This is a genomic window from Arthrobacter sp. AL12, from assembly GCF_029960645.1.
Classification (GTDB): Bacteria; Actinomycetota; Actinomycetes; order Actinomycetales; family Micrococcaceae; genus Arthrobacter.
In genome coordinates, this window is sequence record NZ_JASBQY010000007.1 from 76,135 (window position 1) to 102,211 (window position 26,077).

General features: G+C 68.4%; 25 protein-coding genes. 13 read left to right on the forward strand and 12 right to left on the reverse strand.

The features are described from left to right. Positions 1-80: 80 nt before the first annotated feature. Positions 81-1,049 carry a branched-chain amino acid ABC transporter permease gene (locus QK291_RS10025; RefSeq protein ID WP_282381326.1) on the reverse strand — a complete coding sequence of 323 codons (969 nt, stop codon included), beginning with the start codon at positions 1,047-1,049 and terminating at the stop codon, positions 81-83. 9 nt (positions 1,050-1,058) lie between these two features. After that, positions 1,059-2,342 carry a branched-chain amino acid ABC transporter permease gene (locus QK291_RS10030; RefSeq protein WP_282381327.1) on the reverse strand — a complete coding sequence of 428 codons (1,284 nt, stop codon included), beginning with the start codon at positions 2,340-2,342 and terminating at the stop codon, positions 1,059-1,061. Positions 2,343-2,861: 519 nt separating this feature from the next. On the opposite strand from QK291_RS10030, the gene QK291_RS10035 reads away from it, so the two are divergent. Continuing rightward, on the forward strand, positions 2,862-3,785 hold the full coding sequence (locus tag QK291_RS10035) for a Bax inhibitor-1/YccA family protein (protein WP_282381328.1): 924 nt from the start codon (positions 2,862-2,864) through the stop codon (positions 3,783-3,785). A gap of 127 nt (positions 3,786-3,912) precedes the next feature. Here QK291_RS10035 and QK291_RS10040 read toward each other — a convergent pair whose 3' ends face one another. Both QK291_RS10040 and galK read right to left on the reverse strand, forming a co-directional pair. Further along, positions 3,913-5,151 carry an acetyl-CoA C-acetyltransferase gene (locus QK291_RS10040; RefSeq protein WP_282381330.1) on the reverse strand — a complete coding sequence of 413 codons (1,239 nt, stop codon included), beginning with the start codon at positions 5,149-5,151 and terminating at the stop codon, positions 3,913-3,915. 20 nt (positions 5,152-5,171) lie between these two features. Continuing rightward, positions 5,172-6,332 carry a galactokinase gene (galK, locus tag QK291_RS10045; protein ID WP_282381332.1) on the reverse strand — a complete coding sequence of 387 codons (1,161 nt, stop codon included), beginning with the start codon at positions 6,330-6,332 and terminating at the stop codon, positions 5,172-5,174. An 88-nt stretch (positions 6,333-6,420) separates the two neighbouring features. Here galK and QK291_RS10050 point away from each other — a divergent pair, with 88 nt between their 5' ends. Genes QK291_RS10050 through QK291_RS10065 form a run of 4 tightly spaced genes read left to right on the forward strand, consistent with a single transcriptional unit; the run spans position 6,421 to position 10,570 of the window. Beyond that, positions 6,421-7,410 carry an aldose 1-epimerase family protein gene (locus tag QK291_RS10050; protein WP_282381333.1) on the forward strand — a complete coding sequence of 330 codons (990 nt, stop codon included), beginning with the start codon at positions 6,421-6,423 and terminating at the stop codon, positions 7,408-7,410. Between the two features lie 48 nt (positions 7,411-7,458). Then, entirely contained in the window at positions 7,459-8,694 is a 1,236-nt protein-coding gene (locus QK291_RS10055; RefSeq protein WP_282381335.1) for an AI-2E family transporter, read from the forward strand. 4 nt (positions 8,695-8,698) lie between these two features. Further along, a complete protein-coding gene (ilvA, locus tag QK291_RS10060) occupies positions 8,699-9,937 on the forward strand; it encodes a threonine ammonia-lyase (RefSeq protein ID WP_282381337.1) in 1,239 nt (412 codons plus the stop codon). 9 nt (positions 9,938-9,946) lie between these two features. Next, positions 9,947-10,570, forward strand: coding sequence for a rhomboid family intramembrane serine protease (locus tag QK291_RS10065; RefSeq protein WP_282381339.1), 624 nt, complete (start codon positions 9,947-9,949; stop codon positions 10,568-10,570). A gap of 92 nt (positions 10,571-10,662) precedes the next feature. On the opposite strand, the gene greA is transcribed toward QK291_RS10065, so the two are convergent. Continuing rightward, positions 10,663-11,157, reverse strand: coding sequence for a transcription elongation factor GreA (gene greA, locus QK291_RS10070; RefSeq protein ID WP_282381342.1), 495 nt, complete (start codon positions 11,155-11,157; stop codon positions 10,663-10,665). Between the two features lie 218 nt (positions 11,158-11,375). Beyond that, complete coding sequence (locus QK291_RS10075; protein WP_282381344.1) at positions 11,376-11,834, reverse strand: DUF4307 domain-containing protein; 459 nt, start codon at positions 11,832-11,834, stop codon at positions 11,376-11,378. A 126-nt stretch (positions 11,835-11,960) separates the two neighbouring features. Between QK291_RS10075 and mca the strand changes: the two genes are divergently transcribed. From mca to QK291_RS10095, 4 genes are all read left to right on the forward strand, one after another. Continuing rightward, positions 11,961-12,866: a mycothiol conjugate amidase Mca gene (gene mca, locus QK291_RS10080; protein ID WP_282381346.1), complete on the forward strand. Its 906-nt coding sequence runs from the start codon at positions 11,961-11,963 to the stop codon at positions 12,864-12,866. A gap of 112 nt (positions 12,867-12,978) precedes the next feature. Next, positions 12,979-13,326: a hypothetical protein gene (locus QK291_RS10085; protein WP_282381348.1), complete on the forward strand. Its 348-nt coding sequence runs from the start codon at positions 12,979-12,981 to the stop codon at positions 13,324-13,326. After that, positions 13,304-15,721, forward strand: a complete 2,418-nt coding sequence (locus QK291_RS10090) for a DUF255 domain-containing protein (protein WP_282381349.1) — start codon at positions 13,304-13,306, stop codon at positions 15,719-15,721. Before QK291_RS10085 ends, QK291_RS10090 begins: the two co-directional genes overlap by 23 nt. After that, positions 15,718-16,377: an HAD family hydrolase gene (locus tag QK291_RS10095; RefSeq protein ID WP_282381351.1), complete on the forward strand. Its 660-nt coding sequence runs from the start codon at positions 15,718-15,720 to the stop codon at positions 16,375-16,377. Before QK291_RS10090 ends, QK291_RS10095 begins: the two co-directional genes overlap by 4 nt. A gap of 22 nt (positions 16,378-16,399) precedes the next feature. Here QK291_RS10095 and QK291_RS10100 read toward each other — a convergent pair whose 3' ends face one another. Continuing rightward, positions 16,400-17,062: a hemolysin III family protein gene (locus tag QK291_RS10100; RefSeq protein ID WP_282381495.1), complete on the reverse strand. Its 663-nt coding sequence runs from the start codon at positions 17,060-17,062 to the stop codon at positions 16,400-16,402. Between the two features lie 210 nt (positions 17,063-17,272). Between QK291_RS10100 and QK291_RS10105 the strand changes: the two genes are divergently transcribed. After that, a complete protein-coding gene (locus tag QK291_RS10105; RefSeq protein WP_282381497.1) occupies positions 17,273-18,034 on the forward strand; it encodes an isoprenyl transferase in 762 nt (253 codons plus the stop codon). A 233-nt stretch (positions 18,035-18,267) separates the two neighbouring features. Next, a complete protein-coding gene (locus QK291_RS10110) occupies positions 18,268-19,710 on the forward strand; it encodes a PhoH family protein (RefSeq protein ID WP_282381353.1) in 1,443 nt (480 codons plus the stop codon). Between the two features lie 270 nt (positions 19,711-19,980). Here QK291_RS10110 and QK291_RS10115 read toward each other — a convergent pair whose 3' ends face one another. Then, positions 19,981-20,658, reverse strand: coding sequence for a GNAT family protein (locus QK291_RS10115; RefSeq protein WP_282381355.1), 678 nt, complete (start codon positions 20,656-20,658; stop codon positions 19,981-19,983). Positions 20,659-20,706: 48 nt separating this feature from the next. Next, positions 20,707-21,618, reverse strand: a complete 912-nt coding sequence (locus QK291_RS10120; protein ID WP_282381357.1) for a hypothetical protein — start codon at positions 21,616-21,618, stop codon at positions 20,707-20,709. 59 nt (positions 21,619-21,677) lie between these two features. Here QK291_RS10120 and QK291_RS10125 point away from each other — a divergent pair, with 59 nt between their 5' ends. After that, positions 21,678-22,238, forward strand: a complete 561-nt coding sequence (locus tag QK291_RS10125; protein WP_282381358.1) for an A24 family peptidase — start codon at positions 21,678-21,680, stop codon at positions 22,236-22,238. Positions 22,239-22,387: 149 nt separating this feature from the next. Continuing rightward, positions 22,388-23,056, forward strand: coding sequence for a vWA domain-containing protein (locus QK291_RS10130; protein WP_282381360.1), 669 nt, complete (start codon positions 22,388-22,390; stop codon positions 23,054-23,056). Positions 23,057-23,164: 108 nt separating this feature from the next. Here the strand turns inward: QK291_RS10130 and QK291_RS10135 are convergent, their stop codons facing one another. From QK291_RS10135 to QK291_RS10145, 3 genes are all read right to left on the reverse strand, one after another. After that, positions 23,165-24,601 carry a class II fumarate hydratase gene (locus QK291_RS10135; protein WP_282381362.1) on the reverse strand — a complete coding sequence of 479 codons (1,437 nt, stop codon included), beginning with the start codon at positions 24,599-24,601 and terminating at the stop codon, positions 23,165-23,167. Between the two features lie 72 nt (positions 24,602-24,673). Continuing rightward, positions 24,674-25,288, reverse strand: a complete 615-nt coding sequence (locus QK291_RS10140; protein WP_282381364.1) for a carbonic anhydrase — start codon at positions 25,286-25,288, stop codon at positions 24,674-24,676. A gap of 9 nt (positions 25,289-25,297) precedes the next feature. Continuing rightward, positions 25,298-26,044 carry a DUF4245 domain-containing protein gene (locus QK291_RS10145; RefSeq protein ID WP_282381366.1) on the reverse strand — a complete coding sequence of 249 codons (747 nt, stop codon included), beginning with the start codon at positions 26,042-26,044 and terminating at the stop codon, positions 25,298-25,300. Positions 26,045-26,077 lie beyond the last annotated feature (33 nt).

Consider the following 26,077-nt stretch of genomic DNA (forward strand, 5'->3'; position numbering starts at 1 on the left):
GTAGTCAATATTGTCGGGGTTGTCGGGGTTGTCGGGCTTTTCCGGGTTTCCCGACCTGCGGGGTTCTTCGCTCTGCGTGCTCATGCGAACGCCAGCTCCTTCTTATTGCCGAGGACACCCTGAGGCCTGAAGATCATCAGCAGCATCAGCGCGACACCCACCAGGATGTAACGCAGCTGGCCGGCCTGGACAGTGTTCAGCCAGGTGATGGCGCCGGATTCGATGAGGCCGTAAAGGATGCCTTGTGTGAGGGACAGCACGACCCAGAAGATCATGGCGCCGACGACCGGCCCCAGCACCGTGCCCAGGCCGCCGAGCAGCAGGCAGGTGTAGAGGAAGAACGTCAGCTCGGTGCCATAGTTCGCCGGCTGGACCGCGCCGCGGGGGAGGGTGAAGATCATGCCCGCCAGGGCGCCGAGCACACCACCGATGATCAGGGCCTGCATCTTGTAGGCGTACACGTTTTTACCGAGCGAGCGGACGGCGTTTTCGTCCTCGCGGATGCCCTTGAGGACACGGCCCCAGGGGCTGCGCATCAGCAGCCACACCAGGGTACAGAACAGGGCCACGACAGCCCAGGCGACGATCCGGATGAAGAAGTCGCGGTTGTTCATGCCCATGTAGGAACCCGGAGGGAAGGGGTTCATGGCGTAGAAGTCACCCTCGAAAGCCGCCAGGCCGTTGGCCGAACCGGTGACCGCGGTCAGCTGGTTGGTGGTAACGATGTAGCGCACGATTTCCGCCGCCGCGATCGTCACGATGGCCAGGTAGTCGGCCCGCAGCCGGAGGGTGGGGATACCCAGCAGCAGCGCAAAGATGGCCGAGCAGACCACGGCGATCAGCAGACCCACGAAGAACGGGGCGCCGAACGTCAGGGTGGAGATGGCGAAGCCGTAGGCCCCCACCGCCATGAAACCGGCCTGGCCGAAGTTCAGCAGGCCGGCGTAGCCGAAGTGGACCGCAAGGCCGAGGGTGGCCAGTGCGTAGGCAGCCGTTGTGGGGCTGAACAGTTCACCGGCAGCGCTGGAAAATATGAATCCGAAGTCCATGTCTGTCTCCTAACCCACGCGCTCGCGCCGGCCCAAGATACCTTGGGGCCGGATCAGAAGGACAATAATCATGATGAACAGTGCTCCCACGTATTTGAGGTCTGCGGCGAGGCCGAACACGGTGGTCAGCTCCACGAAGATACCGACGATGATGGATCCGATCAGGGCGCCCCACACTGTGCCGAGGCCACCCAGGGTGACACCGGCGAAGATGAGCAGCAGGATCTGCGAACCCATGTCGAAGGTGACGCCGGGCCGGTAGTAGGCCCACAGGATGCCGCCGAGAGAGGCGAGCATGCCGCCGGTGACCCAGACAATCCGGATGACGGAGTCGACGTCGATGCCCGAGGCCGCGGCCAGCGCCGGGTTATCGGCGACGGCGCGGGTGGCTTTGCCAAGCCGGGTCTTGAGCAGCACGATCCCGAGGATGGCGATGACAACCGCGCTGATCACGAGGGACCAGAGGTTGTTGGGGGAAATGGAGATCAGGCCGAGCTGGATCTCCGCGCTCTGGGCGAACGGCAGCTGCTGGGTGGCGCCGCCGAAGAAGAACTGGATGACGTAACGGACGGCCAGGGCGAGACCGATGCTGACAATCATCATCGGCACCAGGCCTGTGCCGCGGCGCCGGAGCGGCTTCCAGAGGCCAGCATCCTGGACGTAGCCGAATAGACCGCCGCCGAGCAGGGCGAGCACGATCGCCAGCCAGAACGGGAGGTTCATGGCGTTGAACGCGAAGACCAGGACGGCGCCGAGGGTGACCATCTCACCGTGGGCGAAGTTGGTCAGCCCGGTGGTGCCGAAGATCAGTGAGAGGCCCACGGACGCGAGGGCCAGCAGGAGACCGAAGCTGAGGCCCGCCACGAGGCGGTTAATCAGGTTCTGGCCGAAGTCCTGCTGCTGCACCACGATGCCCTCACCGAAGGCGAAAATCACCGAGAGGTTCGAGGTCTGGCTAAAGGTGACCTCACGGGGGTTTTCCTGGCCCTCGGCGAGTTTGATGCCCTCCGGAAGCGTGGATTCATCCAGCTCGACGACGTAAGTCCCCTGGGTGGGCACCCCGATGGTCCAGGCGCCGTTGGCGCTCGACTTGGCCGTACCGGTGAAGTCGTCCTTCTTAGCCGTGATGGTGACGTCAGCGATCGGGGCGCGGTCGTCGCCGCGCAGGAAGCCGCTGATGCTGTTTTGGAACGTTGTTGCCGACGGGGATGGTGTCGGCGAGGGGCTCGTGGCCTGGGATGCTGGCGCGACAATGAGCAGTAGCGCGGCCACGGCGGCAAAAACGGCCCCCACGACTTTCAGCAGTCTGCCGCGCCGTCTCTGCGACAGGCCTCTCGGTGTGCTTCTCAAAATGAAACCTCCACATGGGGGTGGTGTGGGTTGCGCCGTTGCAACCGCTGCGAACAGTCGGGGTGACGGGGGTGGTGCTTGGTGCGATGCGGTGGAGCGGTAGAGCTTGTGATATCCGTCACCCTATTGGGCCATGTTACAGCCCGTTCGGGGCAATGAATGCCGTCGCGAGCAGGCTTAACGTCGCGATCGCGTAACAACCGTGAAGCCGGCGCGGCGAGGCGGTTTACCTGTCCTTAAGTAAACTTTTGTTGATCCCGAGTATGCCTAAACAGTTTTTATCCCGGCGCGGGAAGCGCCGTTCCGGAACGAGGTGCAGAGGTCACGGTTGGGTTGCGGCAAGCGCCTCCCGGGAACTTACAGTGCCCGCCGGCTGTTGGAATTGGTAGCGTGTTGTAACCAGACACCAAGAAGTTCAATACCGGATCATCATTAACCCCCTTTATTTGGAGGACACCCGCAATGGCACTTGGCGGAAACCCAGTCTTCAACGGAAAGAACTTCCGTGGAGCAACCCAGGCACCGCCTGCCCCGCAGGCTTACGGACAGAGTCCCTACGGCCAAAACGGCTTCGGGCAGGGCCAGCCCGGCCAGGCCCAGTACGGCCAGACCCAGGCCGGCTGGAACCCTGCCCAGCAGGGCATGACCCAGGACCAGCTCCAGGACATGTACAACCGGCCGGCCGCCGGCCCCGCCGACACCGGCCGCATGACCTATGACGACGTCATCATGAAGACCGCAGCCTGCCTCGGCGCCGTCCTCGCCGGCGCGGCCGTCACCCTCGTGGTGGCCGAGGGCCTCGCCTACATGCTCATGATCGTGGGCGCGCTGGGCGGTTTCGTCCTGGCACTCGTCAACACGTTCAAGAAGCAGCCCTCCCCGGCATTGATCCTGGCCTACGCGGGTCTCGAGGGTCTGTTCCTCGGCGGCCTGACCCGGATCCTCGACAACATCTATCCGGGCGTCGGCCTGCAGGCCGTGATCGGCACGCTTTCCGTGTTCGCCGTGACCCTGGTGCTCTTCAAGAACGGCAAGGTCCGGGCGACCCCGAAGGCCATGCGCTTCTTCATGATCGCGACCATCGGCTACGCCGTCTTCGCGCTCATCAACATGGTCATGATGTGGACCGGGGCCGTCGATTCCCCCTTCGGCCTGCGCACCTCGGTTGAGATCTTCGGCATCCCGCTGGGCGTCTTCATCGGCGTCCTGGCCATCGGCCTCGCCGCCTTCGCCCTGATCATGGACTTCACCAGCATCGAAGCCGGCGTCCGCAGCGGCGCCCCGCAGCGCTTCTCCTGGACCGCGGCCTTCGGCCTCACGGTGACGCTGGTGTGGCTCTACGTGGAGATCATCCGGCTGCTCGCGATCCTTCGCGGCGACGAATAACAGCGCCGGCGTCACGCCGGTAACGCAAGACTAAGAAAGGGAGCCCCGCCGGATGGCGGGGCTCCCTTTCTGTGGTGCCAGGCAGCGACGTGCCAGGCAGCGGCGTGCCCGACGGCGGGCGGGCGGCTCAGCTGAGCCGCTCCAGCACCACGGCCATGCCCTGGCCGCCGCCCACACACAAGGTCGCGAGCCCAAGGGCCGCGTCCCGTTCCCGGAGGCCGTTGAGCAAGGTGGTGGTCATCCGGGCGCCGGTCATCCCGAAGGGGTGTCCCGGCGCGATGGCGCCGCCGTGGACGTTGAGTTTGTCCTGGTCGATCCCGAGTTCCCTGGCGCTGGCGAGGACCTGGACCGCGAAGGCCTCGTTAAGTTCCACGAGGTCGATGTCCTCCATCACCAGCCCGGCAAGGGCCAGCGCCCGGCGGCTCGCCTCGACCGGACCCATGCCCATGAGCTCGGGGGAGAGCGCGCTGACGCCGGTGGAGACAATCCGTGCCAGCGGCTCGAGTCCGAGTTCGCGCGCCCGCGTAGCGCTCATCACGACGACGGCCGCCGCCCCGTCGTTCAGCGGGCAGGCATTGCCGGCGGTGACGGTGTCCTCGGCGCGGAAGACCGGCTGCAGGGCGCTGACCGCTTCGAGGGTGACACCGGCCCGCGGAGAGTCGTCCCGGTCGATCAGGGTGCCGTCCCTGCGGGTGTAGGGCGTAATCTCGCGGGCATAGAACCCGGAGGCGATGGCGGCTTCGGAGCGGTTCTGGCTGAGCACCGCCCAGGCGTCCTGGTCCGCCCGGCCGATGCCGAAGCTGGTCGCGACGTTCTCCGCGGTCTGTCCCATGGCGATATAGGTATCCGGCATCCGGCCGCCCAGCCGCGGGTCCGTCCACGGGGTGTTGGCTGCGGCCCGGGCGGCGGTCCGCTGCCGGGCGGCGGCAAAGAGCGGGTTGTGCATGCTGGCGTCTGTCTCTCCGGCGCCGGCCCAGTCGCGGTACCGGGACACGGCCTCCACCCCGGCCGAGATGAACGCGTGTCCCTCGCCGGCCCGGATGGCGTGGAAGGCCATCCGGAGGGTCTGCAGGCTTGAGGCGCAGAAACGGTTGATGGTGGCGCCCGGGACGGCGTCCAGCCCGGCGAGGATGGTGACTACCCTGGCCATATTGGAGCCGGCCTCGCCGCTGGGCTCGGCGCAGCCCAGGTACAGGTCGTCCAGGCCGCGGCCGGCGGTATCCGCCGCGTCGAATGACGGAATCCGGGCCAGGACGGCGGCCACCATGGCGGCCGCGAGGTCGTCGGGCCGTTCGTCCTTCAGTGAGCCTTTGAAGGCGCGTCCGATCGGGCTCCTGGCAGTGGAGACTATGACCGCATCTGGCATGCGCCCAGCCTACGCTCCGGCTATGCCAGGCGCACCGCCCCTGCCGCGGGCCGGACGCTGAAAATCTCCGGCGCCGCGTACCCGGCCCCGGCGAAGGCACGTCCGACGACGGCACGCACCTGCCGCTCGGCCGCCACCGGTGTGAGCGCGATCGCCGAGCCGCCGAAGCCGCCCCCGGTCATCCGGGCACCGACCGCGCCGGCAGCACGGGCGGCCCCGACAGCGAGGTCCAGTTCGGGGCAGGAGATCTCGAAGTCGTCGCGCATGGAGGCATGGGACGCATCCAGCAGCGGCCCGATCGCCGCGGGCCCGGCGCCGGCGAGAAGCTCGACCACCTGCAGGACCCGGTCATTCTCGGTGACGACGTGCCGCACGCGGCGGAACGTCTCCGGATCCAGCAGGCCGCTGGATTCTTCCAGGCCGTCGAGTCCGACGTCGCGCAGGGCCTTCACGCCGAGCACCTCGGCCGCCAGCTCGCAGGAGGCCCGCCGGGAGGCGTAGCCGCCGCCGGCATGGGAGTGCGACACCTTCGTGTCGATCACGAGCAGCACCAGTCCGGCGGCGTCGGCGTCGAACGGGACCAGCCGGAAGCTCTGGTCGCGGCAGTCCAGGAACAGGGCGTGCCCGGCCGCCCCGCGCAGGGACGCGGACTGGTCCATGATGCCGGTGGGCGCGCCGACAAAGTCGTTCTCGGCGCGCTGGGTGGCCAGGACCATGTCCCGGTCGTCCAGGCCCGCCGCGGTGAGCTCGTTGAGGGCGGAGATGACGGCGCACTCGATCGCGTGGGAAGAGGACAGGCCGGCGCCGCGGGGAACATCGGAGTCCAGCAGCAGGTCCAGGCCGCGCACGGGAAGCCCGTGCTGCTGGAGCGCCCACACGACACCCAGCGGGTACTTTGTCCACCCCTTCGCCGTGCCGCGGTCCAGGGACCCTGCATCCGCCGTCGTCAGGCCCTGGTTGCCGAAGGTGGACAGCAGCCGGATCTCGGAGTCCGGACGCCGGCGGACCGCCACCCTGGCTGTCCTGTCGATCGCGAACGGCAGCACGTAACCCTCGTTGTAGTCGGTATGTTCGCCGATCAGATTAACGCGTCCGGGCGCCTGCCACACGCCGTCGGGCGCCGCGCCGAAGACGGACGCGAAGCGGGCCGCGAGCTGCCGGGCGTCAAGGGGGAGGGTCATGCGGTGCTTTCGGCGGGGTCGGTCCTGGAAATGCGGGTCATGGATCCACGGTATACGCCGTGGCCTGCGGCTAGGTACGGTGGTGACCATGAACCTGCCGCGTCACGCCTCCCCGGATTCCCCTGCCAGCGAGCGACCCAGCGACCGCCCGGGCCCGGACGCTTCCGCGAGGCGCTATGCCACGGGCCGGCAGTACGAGTTGCGGCGCGGCGACGCCCTGGCCGTCGTCACCGAACTGGCCGCCGGGCTGAGGCTGTACAGCCGCGGCGGCACGCAGCTGACGGAAAGCTACGGGGACGCGGAGATTTCCCCGGGTGCCGCCGGCATCACGCTGGCGCCGTGGGCGAACCGGGTGGAGGACGGTGTCTGGTACCTGAACGGCAAGAAGCAGCAGCTGGACATCACCGAGGTGTCCCGCAACAACGCCAGCCACGGGCTGCTGCGCAACGCCGCCTACGAACTCGTCGACGAATCCGAATTCTCGGTCACCCTGGAAGCGGCGGTGTTCCCGCAGCACGGCTATCCCTTCCTGCTCCGCCACCGCGTGCGCTACGAACTGGATGAGGACCTGGGCCTGGCGGTCCGGCAACTGCTGATCAACGACTCCCAGGAGCCGGCACCGTTTGTCCTCGGCGCGCACCCGTACCTCCGGCTGGGAGAGGTGCCCAGCGAGGAGCTCACGGTCACCGTGCAGGCGGGCACCAGGCTCGTGACGGACGAGCGCCTGATCCCGCGCCGCACCGAACCGGTGGGCGGCGACTTCGACCTCCGCGCCGGGCGGACGGTGGGCGACCTGGACCTCGATTCGGCCTACACGGACCTGGAGTTCGACGCCGGCATCGCCCGGCACACGCTGAGCGCCCCGGACGGCCGGAGCGTGAGCCTCTGGCAGGACGAACACTGCGGCTACGTCCACGTGTTTGTCACCACCAAGTTCCCGGGCCGCACCAAGGCGGTGGCGATCGAGCCGATGACCGGCCCGGCCAACGCCTTCAACACCGGCGACGGCCTCCGCTGGCTCGATCCGGGGGAGCGGTTCGCCATGACGTGGGGCATCAGCGCCTCCCTGGGGCGCTGAGCCAGCCGACGGTTTCCCATCCGGTCGGCGCTGGTGAATCATTGGGCTATGACGCCAGTTGACGATGCCGCCCCGCGAGACCACACTGCCGCCACACGCCCCGCCGCCAGCTCCGCCTCCGCCGGCGCCCCCGCACGAGCGCGGACTGTCACGGACCGGGAAATCGACCAGGACATCCCGTACGGCGTGCGGATCGCCGCGTCCTGGTCCTGGCGGCTGGGACTCATCATTCTGATGGCCGCCGCGCTCGTGTGGCTGCTCAGCCGGGTCAGCTTCCTGCTGATTCCCGTGATGGTCGCCGCGCTGCTGGCCGGGCTGCTGTCGCCGGTGAAGAACTGGCTCAAGAGGAAGCACGTCCCCAACGGGCTCGCCGTCGCCATGACCGTCCTGGGCTTTATTGGCCTGGTTGGCGGGGCCCTGGCCCTGGTGGGCCGGCAGCTCGTGTCCGGCTTCGCCGAGCTCTGGAGCGAGGCGCTGACCGGAGTCCAGAAAATCCAGGTCTGGCTCGCGGACGGCCCCCTGCACCTCACCGCGGCCCAGATCGACCAGTACCTGAAAGAGGGAACCGCGGCGCTGCAGAACAACACCAGCAGTATCCTCAGCGGTGCGCTGTCCTTCGGCAGCACCGCCGGGCACTTCGCCGCCGGTATGATCCTGGCGCTGTTCATCCTCATCTTCTTCCTGCTGGAAGGCGACCGCATCTGGTCCTTTTTGGTGCGGCTGCTGCCCCGGAAGGCCCGCTCCGCAGCGGACGGAGCCGGCCGGGTGGGCTGGACCTCCATGGTGAGCTACGTCCGGGTCCAGATGCTTGTCGCCTTCGTGGACGCGGTCGGCATCGGGGTGGGTGCGGCGATCCTCGGTGTGCCCTTGGCACTTCCGCTGGGGGTCCTGGTGTTCCTCGGATCGTTCATCCCGATCGTCGGCGCCCTGGTGACCGGCGCTGTCGCGGTGCTGCTGGCCCTCGTCGCCAACGGCTGGGTAAACGCCCTGATCATGCTGGGGGTGGTGCTGCTGGTCCAGCAACTGGAAAGCCACATCCTCCAGCCGCTGATCATGGGCAAGGCGGTTAAGCTGCACCCGGTCGCCGTCATCCTGGCCGTCGCCGCCGGTTCCTACCTCGCCGGAATCCCCGGGGCCCTGTTCTCGGTGCCCATCCTGGCCGTAGCAAACTCGTCGATTCGCTACATTGCCGGCAGAACGTGGGAACATGAGAGTGCGCTGGAGACCGCGGGGCCGGATGTCACGGCCCCTGCCGGACGCGGCGGCGACAATAAAGGAGACTAAGTTCGTGAACACCCTTGAGAGCCTGCCCGTCACGCTGGACAATGTCATGGAGGCGCAGAAGCTGCTCGACGGGATTATTACGCGGACGCCGGTTGAATCTTCCCGTGCCCTGGGCAGCATGGTCGGCGGCGAGGTCGTCCTCAAATGCGAGAACCTGCAGCGGGCCGGTTCCTTCAAGGTCCGCGGAGCCTATGTCCGGATGGCCAAGCTGTCCCCCGAGGAAATGAAACGCGGCGTCGTGGCGGCCTCGGCCGGCAACCACGCCCAGGGTGTGGCCGTCGCGGCCAAGAGCCTGGGCATCAAGGCCCGGATCTACATGCCGCTGGGAGTCGCCCTGCCCAAACTGGCCGCCACCCGCAGCCACGGAGCCGAAGTCGTCCTGCACGGCCACAACGTTGACGAAGCCCTCGCCGAGGCCAAGCGCTACGCCGACGAGACCGGAGCAGTCTTTGTCCACCCCTTCGACGACGTCGACGTCGTCGCCGGCCAGGGCACCGTCGGCCTGGAAATCCTGGAACAGGTCCCCGACGTCGACACCATCCTGATGGGCGTTGGCGGCGGCGGACTTCTCGCCGGCGTCGCCGTGGCCGTGAAGGCCAGGGCGAAGGAACTGGGCCGGGAGATCCGCATCATCGGTGTCCAGGCCGAAAACGCGGCCGCCTACCCGCCCTCGCTGGCCGCGGATGCCCTCGTGCCGCTCAAGCGCGTCTCCACCATGGCCGACGGCATCGCCGTGGGCCGGCCCGGCCAGCTGCCCTTCAGCATCATCCGGGAGCTCGTCGACGACGTCGTCACCGTCAGCGAGGACGCCCTGGCACGGGCGCTCATCTTCCTGCTGGAACGCGCCAAGATGGTCGTCGAGCCCGCCGGCGCTGTCGGCGTCGCGGCGCTGATGGAAGGCAAGATCGAAAACCCCGGCACCGTCGCGGTGGTGCTCTCCGGCGGCAACATTGACCCGATGCTCATGCTCAAGGTCATCCAGCGCGGCCTTTCCGCCGCGGGCCGGTACATGACCGTGCGGATGATGCTGGACGACCGTCCCGGCTCGCTGGCCACGATCGCCCGGATCATCGCCGAGAACGACGCCAACGTGACGGGCCTGGACCACACACGGGTCGGCGGATCCATTAGCATGGGCGATGTGTCCATCACCGTGAACCTGGAGACCAAGGGCCACGAACACTGCGAGCAGGTGCTCGCGGCGCTCCGGGCCGAGGGCTTCCAGCCAATAGTTGTGCACTAGGGGACCGTGATGCTTGACTCCACCCGGAACGGCAGCCCGCGCGGCGGCGACACCGCGGCGGCGCGCGCCCGCAAGGGACTGCTGGTGGTGGGGTTGTTCGTGCTGGCGCTGTATGTCATCGAGATCATCAACACCCTCATGCTCCGTTCCCTCAACGGCACGTTCGGCCTGCGCCCGCGGAGCCTCGACGGGATCCTGGACATCCTGACGTTTCCGCTGCTGCACGCCAACCTGGCGCACCTGTTTTCCAACACGCTTCCGCTGATCATCTTCGGCTTCCTGGTGGTGCTGTCCGGGCGCCGCGTGTTCTTCACCACCCTGGCCCTGAGCTGGCTCGTCTCGGGGGTGGTGGTGTGGCTGATCGGCGGCTTCAACGTCACGGTCGGGGCGTCCGGCCTGGTCTTCGGCCTCTTCGCGTTCCTGCTGGTGCGCGGTTTCTTCAACCGCAACTGGTGGCAGATCCTGCTCTCGGTGGTGCTGTTCCTGACGTACGGGGGAATCCTGTTCGGCATCCTGCCCACGGTCGCCGGCTACGTGTCCTGGCAGGCGCACCTCGGCGGGGCCATCGGGGGAGTGATCGCAGCCTTGCTGCTGAGCGCGCCGCGGGCCGGAGCGCTCCGCGGCAGGCAGTAACGCACGACGCCGGCAGGCGGCAGCACAACGACGCCGGCCCTCCCGAGTGGGGAGGGCCGGCGTCGTTGTGCTGGGTTGCGGCGGGCCGGGTGTTAGCCGGCGTACGGCCTGGCGGACAGGATCTCCACCGAGATGTCCTTGCCGTTCGGGGCGGTGTAGCTGAGCTTGTCGCCTGCCTTGTGGCCGACGATGGCAGCACCCAGCGGTGACTTTTCGCTGAAGACGTCCAGATCCGAGTCGCCGGCAATTTCCCGGGAGCCGAGCAGGAAGGTTTCCTCATCGCCGGCGATCTTGGCGACCACGATCATGCCGGGCTCGACAATTCCGTCGTCGGCCGGGGACTCGCCCACGTGGGCGTCCCGGAGCAGGGCGGTCAGCTGGCGGATGCGGGCCTCAATCTTGCCCTGCTCCTCTTTGGCCGCGTGGTAGCCGCCGTTCTCCTTGAGGTCGCCTTCCTGGCGAGCCGCCTCGATCTTCTGGACGATTTCCGCCCGGCCGGGGCCGGAGAGATGGTCCAGCTCTGCCTTCAGGCGGTCAAAAGCTTCCTGGGTAAGCCAAGCTGCAGGCGCGCTGTTGGTGGTAGACACGGACTTCTCCTTTGTGGTCAAACAAGCAAAGACCCCGCCACGGTGGCCACTTTTGGGACTCAGTAACCAGCTCAGCGGGGGAAAGGTATTGATCCATTGTAGTCAATCCTGTGGATAAACCAAAGAAGGCTGCGGTGTGGATCACACCATGCCGTGCCGTGCCGCGGCCGAGTCCAGGACAACTCCCGCTCAGCTCCTGCCGGCGCAACGCCGCGGCGCTATTGGCCGGCGTCGGGAATCCAGCAGCTGTCGACGACGGCGGATACGGACAGGGACTCGGTGCGCACTGTTGCGCGGTGGGCAGTGGTGCGCCCCCCGTCCGAGCCGGCATCGGCGGCGTTGGACGGGATGTCCACGACTTTCCAGCCGACGACGGCGAACTTGGAATCAAGCGCCTTGACCGAGCATTTGACGGCGGTCGCCGGTTCCTTGGTGACCTGGAAGTCGATCTCCGCCAGGGTGGCGTCCGGCGTGCTGTAGCCGATGTCCTTGAAGGTGACGCTCTCCGTCGCGTTCGAGGTTGAGATCCAGGCCATAAAGCCCATCCCGGCGACAAGGGAAAGAATGAGGATGGTGCGTTTGGCTTTGCCGCTGAGCGTCCGCTTTTGGCCGCCGTAACGATTGGCTAGGCTGGGTGATGCAGGCGCTGGCGCGGCAGGCTGATCCTTGGAAGTCACCAGTCCAGTTTAGTGTGGATCGGGACGGGTATTTGCCGCGCTGCCGATCCGGCCGCTGTTCCCGCCAAGCGTTCTGTACCTGAAGATTTTTTCTGTATCTGTAGATGAAAGAGGAGCCGTCCCACAATGACAGCGTCCACCAGCCCGTCAGCGCCGCTTCGGCTGTTGGCTGTCCATGCTCATCCCGACGATGAATCCAGCAAGGGCGCCGCAACGATGGCCATGTACGCCGCGTCCGGCGTCGACGTCCTCGTGGCCACCTGCACCGACGGATCCCGCGGGGACATCCAGAACCCTGCCGTGGAGGGCGAACCGCATCCCAAGCGCGACATGGCCGGCGCGCGCCGGCTGGAGATGGCGCACGCCGCCCAGGTCCTGGGCGTCCGCCAGCGCTGGCTGGGCTTCGTCGATTCGGGGCTGCCCGAAGGCGATCCGCTGCCGCCGCTGCCGGCAGGTTCCTTCGCCACGCTGCCGCTGGAGCGGGCCGCCGCCCCGCTGGTCCGGCTGGTCCGGGAGTTCAAGCCCCAGGTGATCCTGAGCTACGACGAGAACGGCGGGTACCCGCACCCGGACCACATCATGGCGCACCGCGTCGCCGTCGAGGCCTTCGACGCCGCCGGGGACCCGGACCGCTACCCCGGAACCGGCGAAGCCTGGGCACCGGGCAAGCTCTACTACGACCGAGCCTTCAGCCCCGAACGGTTCCGTGCCCTGCACTTCGCGCTGGAGGAATCGGGTCTCCGTTCGCCTTACGCCGAACGGCTTGCCGCCTGGCTGGAAGCCGACGCCGAGGGCCACACCCCGCCCGCGCCGACCCACCCGACCACCACGCAGATCGAGTGCGGGGACTTTTTCGAGGCGCGTGACGACGCACTGCGGGCGCACCGCACCCAGGTGGACCCGGAGGGCTTTTTCTTCGCCGTTTCCCCGGCGATGCAGCGCCGCGTCTGGCCCTGGGAGGACTACTCGCTGATCCAGGCCAGGGTCCCGGTCGAACTGCCTGAGAAGGACTTCTTCGCCGGGCTAAGATAGACCCAACAGGCCATTTCTATGACGCGTAGAAGACGTTGTGGATTCAGTTCAACGCAGCTCCGCGGCCAGCTCTCGCCGGGCCGCCAGTCAGCCCCACAGAAGGTTCCAAACCGTGCATTCCTTGCTCCTCGCCCTGGCAACCACCCCGGCGCCCACGCCCTCGCCGTCGCTGCGCCCCGGACTGTCCCAGGACCAGGTGACGCCCGGCCTGCTGGGTTTCCTCCTGACCGCCTTTATCGTGGTGCTGACGGCGCTGCTGATTGTGGACATGGTCCGGCGCATCCGACGCGTCCGTTACCGTGCCCAGGTGGAGGAGGAACGCGCGGCGGCCGCCGAGGCAGCCGCCCTCGAGGGTGGTCCCCGGACCGCCGGGACGGGGACACCCCGGCTCGAGGACCCCGCCGGCCGGCCTGCCACCCGCCCGGAAGCCAACGGTGATGCGGGACCCGGAAGCCGCTGACTCCGGCGCCCGCCACACCTTCCCGGAGGCAGCCAACGCCCTGGGCGGAGAACCCTCTGCCTACCTCCGGCAGCACGCCGGAAACCCGGTGCACTGGCGGCCGTTCGGCGATGAGGCCTTTGCCTTCGCGGCCGCCCGCGATGTGCCGGTCTTCCTCTCGATCGGCTATGCGGCCTGCCACTGGTGCCACGTCATGGCCCGGGAATCCTTTGAGGACCGGGACACCGCAGCCTTCCTGAACGCCAACTTCGTGGCCGTGAAGGTGGACCGTGAGGAGCGCCCCGACGTCGACTCGGTCTACATGGCCGCCACCCAGGCGATCAGCGGTGAAGGCGGCTGGCCCATGTCCGTCTTCCTGCTCCCGGACGGCCGGGCCTTTCATGCCGGGACGTACTATCCGCCGTGGCCGCTGCCCGGCAGGCCGTCCTTCCGCCAGGTCCTGGAGGCGGTGGCCGACGCCTGGCGGGAGCGCCGCGATGCCGTGGAACAGAACGCAGCCGCCCTGGCCCGCGGCCTTGCCGCCTCGCAGCTCAGCGCCGCCGTGCGGCTGGGCGGTGCGCCGGAGCCCCTCGATCCGGCACTGCCCGCGCACGCCGTGCAGGCGCTGGCGGCCGACGAAGACCCTTCCGGCGGCGGCTTCGGCGCCGCGCCGAAGTTCCCGCCGTCGGCGGTCCTGGAATTCCTGATCCGGCACGCCGCCGTCTCTCCACATGCCGTAGATTCAACCGACGCCGCACCGGAACCCGCCGCACCGGAACCCGCCGCACCGGAACCCGCCGCGCCTGAGCACGCCTCACCCGAACCCGCCGCGCCGGAGCCCGCCGCGCCTGAGCCCGCCTCGCAGGGGGCCGGGGCCGACACCGCGGCGCAGGCCCGCGGCCTGGCGGGCCGGACGCTCGCCGCGATGTCCCGCTCGGCCCTGTTCGACCAGCTCGACGGCGGCTTCGCCCGCTACTCCGTGACGCGGGACTGGTCCGTGCCGCACTTCGAAAAAATGCTCTACGACAACGCCCAGCTGCTGCGCGTCTACGTCCACTGGGTCAGGCTCGGCGGCACGCCCGAGTACCCCGCCGCGGAAGCAGCGGACGTCGCCGGACGCACGGCCGGCTGGCTGCTGGCGTCGCTGGGGCTCGGCACGGACGAAGCCGGCCACGCGCGGCCTCCCGAAGCGGTGCACGGGCAGCTTCCCGAGGCTCTGGCCTCGTCCCTCGACGCCGACACCGTCGTGGACGGCGTCCACGCCGAGGGCGCCAGCTACCTGTGGACCCCCGCAGGGCTGGAAGCCGCCCTGGGACCCGGCGACGGCGCCGCCGTCGCCCGGCTCATGAACGTCCGGGCCCGCGGCACCGTCTCCGCGGACGGATCCCCGCTGCACCCCGGCCGGGCGCCCAGCGCCGGCGAGGCGGCACTGTGGCAGCGGGTGAGGCCGGTGCTGCTCACCGAGCGGTCCCGGCGGCCCCAGCCGGCCCGGGACGGCAAGGTGGTGGCGGGCTGGAACGGGCTGGCCGTCGCGGCCCTGGCCGAAGCCGGCGCGGTGCTCGAGCAGCCCCGGCTGGTGGCCGCGGCCGGGCGGATCGCAGCGTACCTCGACCGCGTGCACTGGCGGCCGGGTGCCGCCGGTGAACCCGGCACCCTCCTTCGGGTTTCCCATGCCGGCGTCGCGCGGGGGATCGGCGGGCTGCTGGAAGACTACGCGTTCTGCGTCGAGGGCCTGATAGCGCTCTACGCCGTCACCGGCCGGCCCCGCTGGTACCGGCTGGCGGAGGGAATCCTGGCCGCAGCCTGTGCACGGTTCACCGCGGACGGCGCGCTCCGGGACACCGCGGTGGAGTCGGATCAGGTCGCCAACGCCCAGGGCGGACGCGCGCCGCTGGAGCTGTTCGACGCCGCCACGCCGAGCGGGGCGGCCGCCTTCGCCGGCGCGCTGCTGTCCTGTTCGGCGCTCTCCGGTTCCCCGGAACACCGCGCCCTTGCCGGGAACATCCTTTCGCTGCTGCCGCCGCTGGCTGCCCGCGCGCCCCGTGCGGCCGGCTGGCTGCTCGCCACGGCGCATGCGGCGCTGGCCGGCCCGGTGGAGGCCGCCGTCGTCGGGCCGGACACCCCGGAGCGGGCGGCGCTGCACCGCGAGCTGCTGCTCTCGCCGAGCCCCGGACTGGTGATCGCGTTGCAGGCAACCCTTTCAAGGGAAGAAACAGCACGGGAAATGGCTGCCGGGGAGAACCCGGCCGGGGAGGATGCGGGGCAGGACGACGACGTCGCGGTGCCCCTGCTGCGCGGGCGCGGGGCGGCCGCCGACGGGTCGCCCCTGGTCTATCTGTGCCGCGGCATGGTGTGCGGGTTTCCGGTGCGTTCTCCGGGCCAGCTGCGGGAGCGCCTGGCTACCATGTCTGCATGACATTTCACGGTTTCGAGCTTGTGGTCTTCGACTGCGACGGCGTCCTGGTCGATTCCGAGGTGATCGCCGTCCGGGTGGACCAGCTGGTGCTCGCCGACCTCGGGTGGGAGCTGGCGCAGGAGGAGATTGTGGAGCGCTTCGTGGGCAGGAGCGAGTCGCACTTCATCGCCGTGATCGAGGAACAGCTGGGCATCGAACTCTGCGAGGGCTGGGACCGGACGTACGATCCCTGGTACCGATCGGCGTTCGAGCGCGAGCTGGTGGCGGTGGACGGCGTGGTGGAGGCGCTGGACGGGATCCGTCTCCCGCACTGCGTGGCCTCCAGCGGAAGCCACGCCAAGATGCGGCGGACGCTGGGGCACACCGGCCTGCTGCACCGCTTCGAAGGCCGGCTCTTCAGCGCCACGGACGTCGCCCGGGGGAAACCGGCCCCCGACCTGTTCCTGCACGCTGCCCGGGTGCTCGGCGCCGCACCGGAACGCTGCGCGGTCGTCGAAGACAGCGCCCACGGCGTCCAGGCGGCCCGGTCGGCCGGGATGCACGTCTTCGCCTACGCCGGCGGCGTGACCCCGGCGGAGCGGCTGGCCGGTCCGGGCACCACCGTTTTCCACGACATGCGGCAGCTGCCCGCCCTCATCGCGGCAGGCCTGCCCTGACCGAGCCGGATTGGCGGGGACATCAGCTCAGGACGGCGATGGCAATCGCGATGTAGTGCGCGGCGAAGGCAAGGACCGTGAGCGCGTGGAACAGCTCATGGAAACCGAAGTGTGAGTAGCTGATGTTCGGTTTCTTCAACGCGTAGAAGACGGCGCCGGTGATGTAGAGGGCACCCCCCACGCAGATCAGCACGGCGGAGGCGACATTGGCGGCAAAGAATTCCGGCAGATAGAACAGCGCGCCGCAGCCCAGGGCGATGTAGATCGGCACATACAGCCAGCGCGGGGCCTCGGTCCACAGCAGCCGGAACAGCACGCCCAGGATGGCCCCGGACCAGATCACCCACAACAGCAGTTCGGCCTTGGGCCGGTCCAGGAGCGCCCAGGCAAGGGGCGTGTAGCTTCCGGCGATCACCAGCATGATATTCGTATGGTCCAGCCGCTTCAGCACGATCTTCACTCCCGGGGACCAGTTGCCCCGGTGGTAGATGGCGCTGATGCCGAAGAGCAGGACCCCGGTGAAGGCGTAAATGGCGCAGGCAATCTTCAGGTCCGGCGTCGGGGCCAGGATCACGAGTACCAGCCCGGCGGCCAGCGCCAGCGGGGCCGTCACTGTGTGGATCCAGCCGCGCCATTTCGGCTTGATCATCAGGAGTTCCGCCAACCGGACCGCGGCATCGTCCATCGGGCCGGTCCTACGGTCCGAAGGCTGCTCCGGCCGGGGCTCGTGGGTGTTGCTTTCCATGCCGCCATAATATCCTACGGTCCAGTAAGTTACCCGCGAGTAATATGACTGGTGGGGCCAAAACGTCACGTCCCTGCACCCGGCCCGCGCTCCGGCGGGTAGCCTAGGATGTGCACTGCAGTCGTACAAGGAAGCCAGGTGAATCTCCGGATGGAAATGCCCGGGTTCCTCTATGGCTTCTACGAGCGCAGACTCCAGCGGTCACTGGACCCGGAACGCATCCCCCGGCACATCGGCGTGATGGTGGACGGCAACCGGCGCTGGGCGCGGCAGTTCAACGCGCCGACCAGCCAGGGGCACCAGGCCGGGGCCGACAAGATCCACGAATTTCTCGGCTGGTGCCAGGAACTCGGCGTCAAAGTGGTCACCCTCTACATGCTCTCCACGGACAACATGAACCGTTCGGGCGAGGAACTCGACCTGCTCATGGGGATCATCGCCAACACGCTGGACAGGTTGGACGAGGACGCCGAAATCTCGGTCCATGCCATGGGCGCCCCGGAACTGCTGCCTGACTACCTCGCGGCCCGGCTCAACCGGCTCACGGCCCGCACCCCGGCGCGCGAGAAACTCCACGTCAACGTCGCCGTCGGCTATGGCGGCCGCCGCGAAATCGTCGACGCCGTCCGCGAACTGCTGCACGACGCCGTCGCCCGCGGCACGGACATCGGGAAACTGGCCGACGAGCTCAGCGTCGATGACATCTCGCGCTTCCTCTACACCCGCGGCCAGCCCGATCCGGACCTCGTGATCCGCACCTCCGGGGAACAGCGGCTCTCCGGATTCCTGATGTGGCAAAGCGCCTACAGCGAGTACTACTTCTGCGAGGCCCTGTGGCCCGCCTTCCGGAAAGTGGACTTCCTCCGGGCCCTCCGCGACTACGCCGGCAGGCAGCGACGCTACGGCTCCTGACACGACATCCGGTGTTCATCCGATGGCTATAAGAATCGCCGAAAAATTGGCGCTGAAACGTCGCACCCCGGACGTACGTTAATCCCATCAGCAGGCAAACCGCCGGCTGATCGGGGAGGCCAGTACATGGAGCGGAAGTTCGCACCGGGTGTATGGGAGGCCGCGTCCGGCCTCAAGGCCGAGCCGCCTCACCAATAACAATTCCGGGCATGCGCCCCGGGGCTGGAGTCGATGTGGCTATTTCTGAACAACTGCCCGACGTCGTGACCGACCAGGGACAGAAAGCTACCTCTCGCGCCAAGCGAGTCACCTCACATCCCGGTGCAGCGGAGATTGACGCTGCAGCCGGTTTTGCTGTTTCCGGGGAAGGGACAGCAAGGAAGGAACCGGCCCGGAGCTTCGTGATCGACACCTCGGTGCTGCTCTCGGACCCGCGGGCCCTGCTGCGCTTCGCCGAGCACGAGGTGATCCTGCCGATCGTGGTCATCACCGAACTCGAAGGCAAGCGCCACGATCCCGAGCTCGGCTATTTCGCCCGCAAGGCGCTCAGACTCCTCGATGACCTGAGGCTGGAGCACAACGGGCTCGACCGCCCCATCCCGCTCGGCCACGACGGCGGCACCCTCATGGTGGAGCTGAACCACATCTCCGCCGACGTGCTCCCCGCCGGCTTCCGTGGCGGGGACAACGACAGCCGCATCCTCGCCGTCGCCAAGAACCTCGCCAACGCGGGCCGCGACGTCACGGTGGTGTCCAAGGACCTGCCGATGCGCGTCAAGGCCTCGGCCATGGGGCTGCAGGCCGACGAGTACCGCAACGAACTCGTCAAGGACTCGGGCTGGACCGGCGTCGCGGAGATCGACGCGAGCGAGGAGGAGGTCTCAACCCTCTACGGCCACGAGCCGGTCTTCATCCCGGAGGCGGCCGAGATGCCGACGAACACCGGCCTGGTGATCCTCTCCCAGCGCGGATCCGCCCTGGGCCGGGTGGGCGCGGACAAGCAGGTCCGGCTCGTCAAGGGTGACCGCGACGTGTTCGGGCTGCACGGGCGGTCGGCCGAACAGCGGCTGGCGATCGACCTGCTGATGGACCCCTCCGTGGGGATCGTGTCCCTCGGCGGGCGGGCCGGCACGGGCAAGTCCGCGCTGGCCCTGTGCGCCGGGCTTGAGGCCGTGCTGGAGCGGCGGGAGCACCGCAAGGTGATCGTCTTCCGGCCGCTCTACGCGGTGGGCGGGCAGGAACTCGGCTACCTGCCCGGCTCCGAGGCAGAGAAGATGAACCCGTGGGCGCAGGCCGTCTTCGACACGCTCGGCGCCCTGGTCAGCCAGGAGGTTGTGGAGGAAGTGATGGACCGGGGCATGCTCGAGGTGATGCCGCTGACGCACATCCGGGGACGCTCCCTGCACGACGCCTTCGTGATCGTGGACGAGGCCCAGTCGCTGGAGAAGAACGTGCTGCTCACCGTGATGAGCCGGATCGGTCAGAACTCCAAGATTGTCCTGACCCACGACGTCGCCCAGCGCGACAATCTCCGGGTCGGCCGGCACGACGGCGTTGCCGCCGTCGTCGAGACCCTCAAGGGGCATCCGCTCTTCGGCCACATCACGCTGACCCGCTCGGAGCGCTCGCCGATCGCTGCGCTGGTGACGGAACTGCTCGAGGGGGCGGAGATCTAGGCAGGCATTTCAGCTCGCCCGTTGCGGGGGGCGATGGTTGGGTTTGCCGGGCCGCGGCCCCCAAAGGTGCGGGCGATGGTTGGGTTTGCCGGGCCGCGGCCCCTTCGCCGTCGCTTAGACACGACCCATCGACCCCCGACGGTCGCTGGGCGACCTTTGGGGGCCGATGTGCCGCGATGCGCTCCTGAGCGAAGGACCCGCAGCGCGGCAGTGCGCCCGTCACCGTCGCGACGGACTGTGGACCGGTTTGTGCTTCCCCTTTGCGCTCGGTCAGCTTCCGGGGGAGGGTGTTGCGCTCGGCAGGTCGATCCCCAGGTACTTGGCCGTTGCTTCGTGGCCTTCGACTCTTAGCTGCCAGTCGGGGCGGTTGAAGACGGCAGGCGTGAGCCGGACTTTTTGGGCTTCGTGGAGCGTCCCGCCCCAGTTGACGCGGGTGGTGCCGTTGAGCTCGTAGCCGAGGGACCGGGAGACGCCAAGGGACTGCCGGTTCCAGGCGGCCGCCTCGGATTCCGCGACCTCCGCGCCGAGCCAATCGAAGGCGTAGAGCGCGACGGCGGCGCGCATTTCCTTGCCGAGTCCCCGGCCCTGCATGCTTTGCCTGAGCCATGACCCCGTGCTGACCGTCCTGAGCGTGGCGAAGTCCCTGGCCTCGATGTCCTGGCAGCCGATGAAGTCACCCTCGTGCCAGATGCCGAGCAGCAGGGTCCATTCCTGCGGCGACATGGTCCCGCGGCACCGCCAGTACCACTGCGCCATGTTCGGGCCGAGCTCCCCGGCCGGCGCCTCCGCCCACGGCCTGCTGAAGGGGCTGCGGCCGGGTGCGTGGATGCCGCTCAGGGCCGCCTGCACCGCCGCGGGGATCTCCTCGTCGCGGATCGGCCGGAGCACCATGCGGGGCGTGGTCAGGGTTAGGCCAAAGGGCGGCCAGATGCGGGCAAGCTCAGTCATCCGGGAAGCCTAGCGGCGGGGGCCGCCGTCGGCCAGTCACACGCGCGGTCAGCCCGCCGGGAGTTCCCAGCTGATGTGCCGGCGGACGTCGGTGAGGTTCATGGACTCGGCGAGGAACAGGTCATCGAGCATGTACTCGTCCACGCCCAGAATCCGGAGCCAGTGCCCGTACGCTTCCGGCCCATCCTTTGCCGGCCCGGACCCTTGCCCTGGGCCTGCCCGTCCATCCGGTTCCCGTCCATCCCTGTCCAGGGCGGGGACTGCCTGGCCGCCCTCCAGCCACCGGCTGGCAACGCAAACGCCCGTGCCGGCGTCGATCCTCACCAGCGTGCCGCCCGGGCGGCACAGCGGCGCGCCGGGGTGGCTGGGGCGGTAGCCGGGGTTCGGGGTGACGGTGGCCTCCAGGGCGGGGCGGCCCTCGTGCATCACCTCGCTGATGCCGTCCAGCTCCACGGCGTTGGCGTTGGGGAATTCGAGCGGCACGGGGGCGTTGCCGGCCAGCTCCACCGGGTCCAGCGCGGCGGCGAAGCGGCCGTTGCCGAAACCGGGCTCGCCGTAGGCTGCTTCGGGACGGCGCCGGACGAGGCCGCGGTCGTCGTAGACCGGGGTGACGAGGTGGGGCGGCAGCAGCCAGGTTTTCCTGGTGGAGCGGACATAAAACACGTCACGGGAATCATTGATGCCGGTCGTGCTTTGCAGGACCAGCCCGTCCGCCGTCTCCAGCCGCAGGGCGCCGGGGCGGCGCAGCCACGCGCAGACCAGATCCGGAGGCGGGGCTGTTTCGGTGCCGCCGGGATCGACGGCGAGGGGCCGGTCCAGGTATTCAAAGCGCAGTGACTGCCACTTCCACGGCGAGGAACGGCACAGGTGCCGGAACGCAGCCGCCTGTTCCGCGGGGTCCCCGGGCGTGCCCGGCCCGCGCGGGTTCGAGCGCGGATTCGAGGTGTCCCATGCGGCCATATCCACAGTTTACGCGCGGGCCCGGCCCTGGCCGCCGGAAATTCCAGTAGCATCCGAGGGTGATCCAACGACTCGGCGGACTGGGCGAAGTGACCCCACTGGCCTACTGGCTGGTGCTTCTGGCGTGCGCCTACCTGGCGGTTGTGGCCGTCCGGCTCACGGTCATCGACGTCCGGCACCATCTGCTGCCGGACCGGATCGTCCTCCCGGGCTACGCCGTCGCCGGTGTGCTGCTGCTCGGCGCGGTGGTGGTCCACGCGGTGTCGGGTGCCCCGGCCGCGGCGGCCGCGCCCGACGGCGGGGCCGGGCTCTTCGGCGTGCCCGGGCTGCGCGTGGTCGCCGGCGGAGCGGCGCTGTGGCTCTTCTACTTCCTGCTGCGGGCGGTCTATCCGCCGGGTATGGGCTTTGGCGACGTCAAGCTGGCAGGGGTGCTCGGCATGTACCTGGGGTTCCTCGGCTGGCCGCACGTGTTCGCCGGGACGTTCGCGGCGTTCCTCTTTGGCGGATTGTGGAGCCTGGCCCTGTTGGTTTCGCGGCAGGGCACGCTGAAATCGAGCATCCCCTTCGGGCCGTTCATGCTGGCCGGAACGGCCGCGGCCATGGTGCTCCTGCCGGCCTGATGGGGCCATGGGCGCCGGCGCTGGGAAGCCCAACACGTGCGCCGACGCGGCTTTCGAGCTTTTTGTCGGTGCCCCGCCGTAGCCTGCTCCTATCCAGCCAGCCGCTGGGAAGGTTGGTCCGGGTGCGCCCGGACCGGAAATGGGGAAACATGACAGATTCAGCTCTGACGCACGTGTACGTCCTTCTGGACCGCTCCGGATCCATGAGTTCCATTGCCGATGACACCGTGGGCGGATTTGCTGCGTTTGTCCGGGAGCAGCAGTCCGTTCCGGGCCGCTGCCGGCTGTCCCTGGCGCAGTTCGATGACGTCTACGACCGGGTCTACGCCGCCGTTGACATCCGGGATGTGCCGCCGCTGGACCTGCAGCCGCGCGGCTCCACGGCCCTGCACGACGCCATGATCCGGCTGATCGGGGAGGCCGGGGAGGAACTGGCCGCCCTCCCCGAAGAGCAGCGCCCAGGCACGGTGCTGGTGGCGGTGCTGACCGATGGGCATGAGAACGCCTCCAGGGAGGCGACCGGCCCCATGGTGAAAGCCCTGGTGGAGCAGCAGCAGAGCCAGTGGGGCTGGCAGTTCACGTACCTGGGCGCCAACCAGGACGCCGTGCTGACCGCGGAAGGGCTCGGCATCCGGGCCGAAGACGCGCTCACGTACGCGGCCGGCAACGTGGACGCGGCCTTTTCCGGGCAGTCGGCCAAGACCCGCAGGCTGCGGGAGGCCCGCCTGTCCGGGGCCAGCATGGCGGACGCTGCCGCCGCCGCCGCCTACACCGCCGAGGAGCGGCGGGCCGCCGGGGGAGGGGTTCCGCCGCGCTGAGAAGGGGCCGGCCGCCAACACAACGGCGGCCGGCGCCTTTCGCTGGAAAGGGGCCGGCCGCCGTCGGACGCCGCCGCGGCCCGGGGGCGCGGCGGCTGGGCCCAGGTATTAGGCCTTGTGCGGCGGACGGGTCATGGACATAACGTCCAAGGCCGTGTCCAGCTGCTCCACGGTCAGTTCACCGCGTTCCAGGAAGCCCATCGCCACCACGGTTTCGCGGATCGTGAGGCCCTCGGCCACGGACTTCTTGGCGATCTTCGCGGCGTTCTCGTAGCCGATGAACTTGTTCAGCGGTGTGACGATCGACGGCGAGGCCTCGGCCAGGTAGCGGGCGCGCTCGACGTTCGCGGTGATGCCGTCGATCATCTTGTCGGCCATGACGCGGCTGGTGTTGGCCAGCAGGCGCACGGATTCGAGCAGGTTGGCGGCCATCACGGGGATGCCGACGTTGAGCTCGAAGGCGCCGTTGGTACCGGACCAGGCGATGGCGGTGTCGTTGCCGATGACCTGTGCGCAGACCATGATGGACGCCTCACAGATCACCGGGTTGACCTTGCCGGGCATAATCGAGGAGCCCGGCTGCAGGTCGGGGATCGCGATTTCGCCCAGGCCGGTGTTGGGGCCGGAGCCCATCCAGCGCAGGTCGTTGTTGATCTTCATAAAGGAGATCGCGATGTTGCGGAGCTGGCTCGAGGCCTCGATCAGGCCGTCACGGTTGGCCTGGGCCTCGAAGTGGTCGCGGGCCTCGGTCAGCGGCAGTCCGGTGTCGGCGGCGAGCAGTTCGATGACGCGTTCCGGGAACCCGGCGGGGGTGTTGATGCCGGTGCCGACGGCGGTGCCGCCGAGCGGAACCTCAGCGACGCGGGGAAGGGAGGCGTTGATGCGCTCGACGCCGTAGCGGACCTGCGCGGCGTAGCCCCCGAACTCCTGGCCCAGTGTCACCGGGGTGGCATCCATGAGGTGGGTGCGGCCGGACTTCACGACGTCCTTGAACTCGACGGCCTTGCGCTCCAGGGATGCCGCGAGGTAGCCCAGCGCCGGAATCAGGTCGTTGATCAGCGCGGAAGTGGCGGCCACGTGGACCGAGGTCGGGAAAACGTCGTTGGAGGACTGCGAGGCGTTGACGTGGTCATTGGGGTGGACCACCTTGTCGCTGCCGGCGGCCTTAAGCGCGCGGGTCGCCAGTTCGGCAAGGACCTCGTTGGTGTTCATGTTCGATGAGGTGCCCGAACCGGTCTGGAACACGTCGATCGGGAAGTCGCCGTCGTACTTTCCGGTGGCGACCTCATCGGCAGCGTCCGCGATCGCCTGGGCGAGCTCGCCGTCGAGCACTCCCAGTTCTGCGTTGGCCTGCGCGGCGGCCTTTTTGACCCGGGCGAGGGCTTCGATGTGGGTGCGCTCCAGGGTTTTACCTGAGATCGGGAAGTTTTCGACCGCACGCTGCGTCTGGGCACGGTAGAGGGCGTTCACGGGGACCCGGACCTCGCCCATCGTGTCGTGTTCAATGCGGAACTCTTCGGTGTTCAACTCTTCTGTGGAAGTCATGGGGCTAGCTTATTGGGCGGAGGCGTCCCATCGAAAACCGTGAAGGTCTTGCTACTTGGCCGCTGCGTGAACCTAGAGCTCGCCGATTCCGGAAACGAGGTCCGCCCGGCCATCGGCCAGGCTGTAGGCGAGCCCGATCACTGCGGCCCGTCCGCTCCCGACAGCCTCGGAAATTACCCGTGAGCTGTCCACGAGCCGCTGCGAGGTCTGTTTGACGTTTTCGACGACCATCTCGTTGACCTCGTGCTGGTTGTTGCGCAGCGAGGTCAGCACCGAGGGTGTGATGCGTTCCACGAGGCTGCGCATAAAACCCACGGGCATCTCTCCGGTCTCCATCGCTTTCTTGGTGGCCGTGACCGCCCCGCAGCTGTCGTGCCCCAGGACGACGATCAGCGGCACGGAGAGAACGCTGACGCTGTATTCGAGCGAGCCGAGCACGGCGTCGTCGATCACATGGCCCGCGGTGCGGACCACGAAGGCGTCGCCGAGGCCCAGATCGAAGATGATTTCGGCGGCAAGGCGTGAGTCCGAGCAGCCGAAGATCACCGCGAAGGGATGCTGGTTCTCCACCAGCGAGGACCGGCGGGACGCGTCCTGGTTGGGATGGGACGATTCGCCGGAAACGAAACGTTCGTTGCCCTCGCGGAGACGGCGCCAGGCAAGGGCGGGAGTGAGATAAGTGGCCACGGCTTTAGCTTACGGCGAAGGGACGGCGGAGGGTGAAACTGTTGCATCCGTGGTGCTCCCGGGTGACGCGGGGCCCGCAGTGCCGGACTTGCCCTCAAGGTCCTTGACCACCGCTGCTGCCAGCGCCGTGAATTCATCCAGCTGGGCGGATCCGGTCAGGATCACGGTGGTGCCGCCGGCGTCGGCAAGCACCATGCTTTTCTCGTCTTTGCCTGTGTCGCGGAGTTCCCAGTCGCGTCCGCCGGCGTTGCGGGTGCCGGTCACGGGCGCGCTCTTCACCTGCTGCAGCAGCCAGGTGGGATTGGACTGCCGCGTCTGCACCAGTCCAATGAAGGATTCCTTGGGGGTGAGGTAGCCGACCTCCCAGGTTGGGACGCCGCTGCCCGTACCGGATTGCCAGCGGGCGTAATTCGCGCGGAATGTGTCGCCGGCGTCGGGGGCAACGGGTGTGAATCCCGCCACATCGGCGGCGTTCTGCGCCACGGCGCTGACGTTGACGTTCGGCCGGTAGCCGTCGGTCTTGGGCGAGGGGTTCATCAGGACGATGGGCAGGAACGCGGCGATGCTCAGGACCAGCGCAATGATCATGCCCATCACCGAGGCGTTCGCGCGCTTCGCCGCACCGGCGCTCAGTACGGGCTTGACGGGCGGCTGGCCGGCGGCGCCGGGTACTTCCCGGCCGGGCGTGCCGGCGGGGGAAGCTGGGGCTGCGGGGGGCGTTTCCTGCAATTCACTCACCCCTCTATAGTCGCCCATTCCGGGCTGATCTCACATTCGGCTGTGCAGGGC

Coding starts and splice junctions, on each gene's coding strand:
- QK291_RS10025 (WP_282381326.1), bottom strand. CDS start 1,049: ATGGACTTCGGATTCATATTTTCCAGCGCTGCCGGTGAACTGTTCAGC.
- QK291_RS10035 (WP_282381328.1), top strand. CDS start 2,862: ATGGCACTTGGCGGAAACCCAGTCTTCAACGGAAAGAACTTCCGTGGA.
- QK291_RS10040 (WP_282381330.1), bottom strand. CDS start 5,151: ATGCCAGATGCGGTCATAGTCTCCACTGCCAGGAGCCCGATCGGACGC.
- galK (WP_282381332.1), bottom strand. CDS start 6,332: ATGACCCTCCCCCTTGACGCCCGGCAGCTCGCGGCCCGCTTCGCGTCC.
- QK291_RS10050 (WP_282381333.1), top strand. CDS start 6,421: ATGAACCTGCCGCGTCACGCCTCCCCGGATTCCCCTGCCAGCGAGCGA.
- QK291_RS10055 (WP_282381335.1), top strand. CDS start 7,459: ATGACGCCAGTTGACGATGCCGCCCCGCGAGACCACACTGCCGCCACA.
- QK291_RS10065 (WP_282381339.1), top strand. CDS start 9,947: ATGCTTGACTCCACCCGGAACGGCAGCCCGCGCGGCGGCGACACCGCG.
- mca (WP_282381346.1), top strand. CDS start 11,961: ATGACAGCGTCCACCAGCCCGTCAGCGCCGCTTCGGCTGTTGGCTGTC.
- QK291_RS10090 (WP_282381349.1), top strand. CDS start 13,304: ATGCGGGACCCGGAAGCCGCTGACTCCGGCGCCCGCCACACCTTCCCG.
- QK291_RS10095 (WP_282381351.1), top strand. CDS start 15,718: ATGACATTTCACGGTTTCGAGCTTGTGGTCTTCGACTGCGACGGCGTC.
- QK291_RS10100 (WP_282381495.1), bottom strand. CDS start 17,062: ATGGACGATGCCGCGGTCCGGTTGGCGGAACTCCTGATGATCAAGCCG.
- QK291_RS10105 (WP_282381497.1), top strand. CDS start 17,273: ATGGAAATGCCCGGGTTCCTCTATGGCTTCTACGAGCGCAGACTCCAG.
- QK291_RS10115 (WP_282381355.1), bottom strand. CDS start 20,658: ATGACTGAGCTTGCCCGCATCTGGCCGCCCTTTGGCCTAACCCTGACC.
- QK291_RS10120 (WP_282381357.1), bottom strand. CDS start 21,618: ATGGCCGCATGGGACACCTCGAATCCGCGCTCGAACCCGCGCGGGCCG.
- QK291_RS10130 (WP_282381360.1), top strand. CDS start 22,388: ATGACAGATTCAGCTCTGACGCACGTGTACGTCCTTCTGGACCGCTCC.
- QK291_RS10135 (WP_282381362.1), bottom strand. CDS start 24,601: ATGACTTCCACAGAAGAGTTGAACACCGAAGAGTTCCGCATTGAACAC.
- QK291_RS10145 (WP_282381366.1), bottom strand. CDS start 26,044: ATGGGCGACTATAGAGGGGTGAGTGAATTGCAGGAAACGCCCCCCGCA.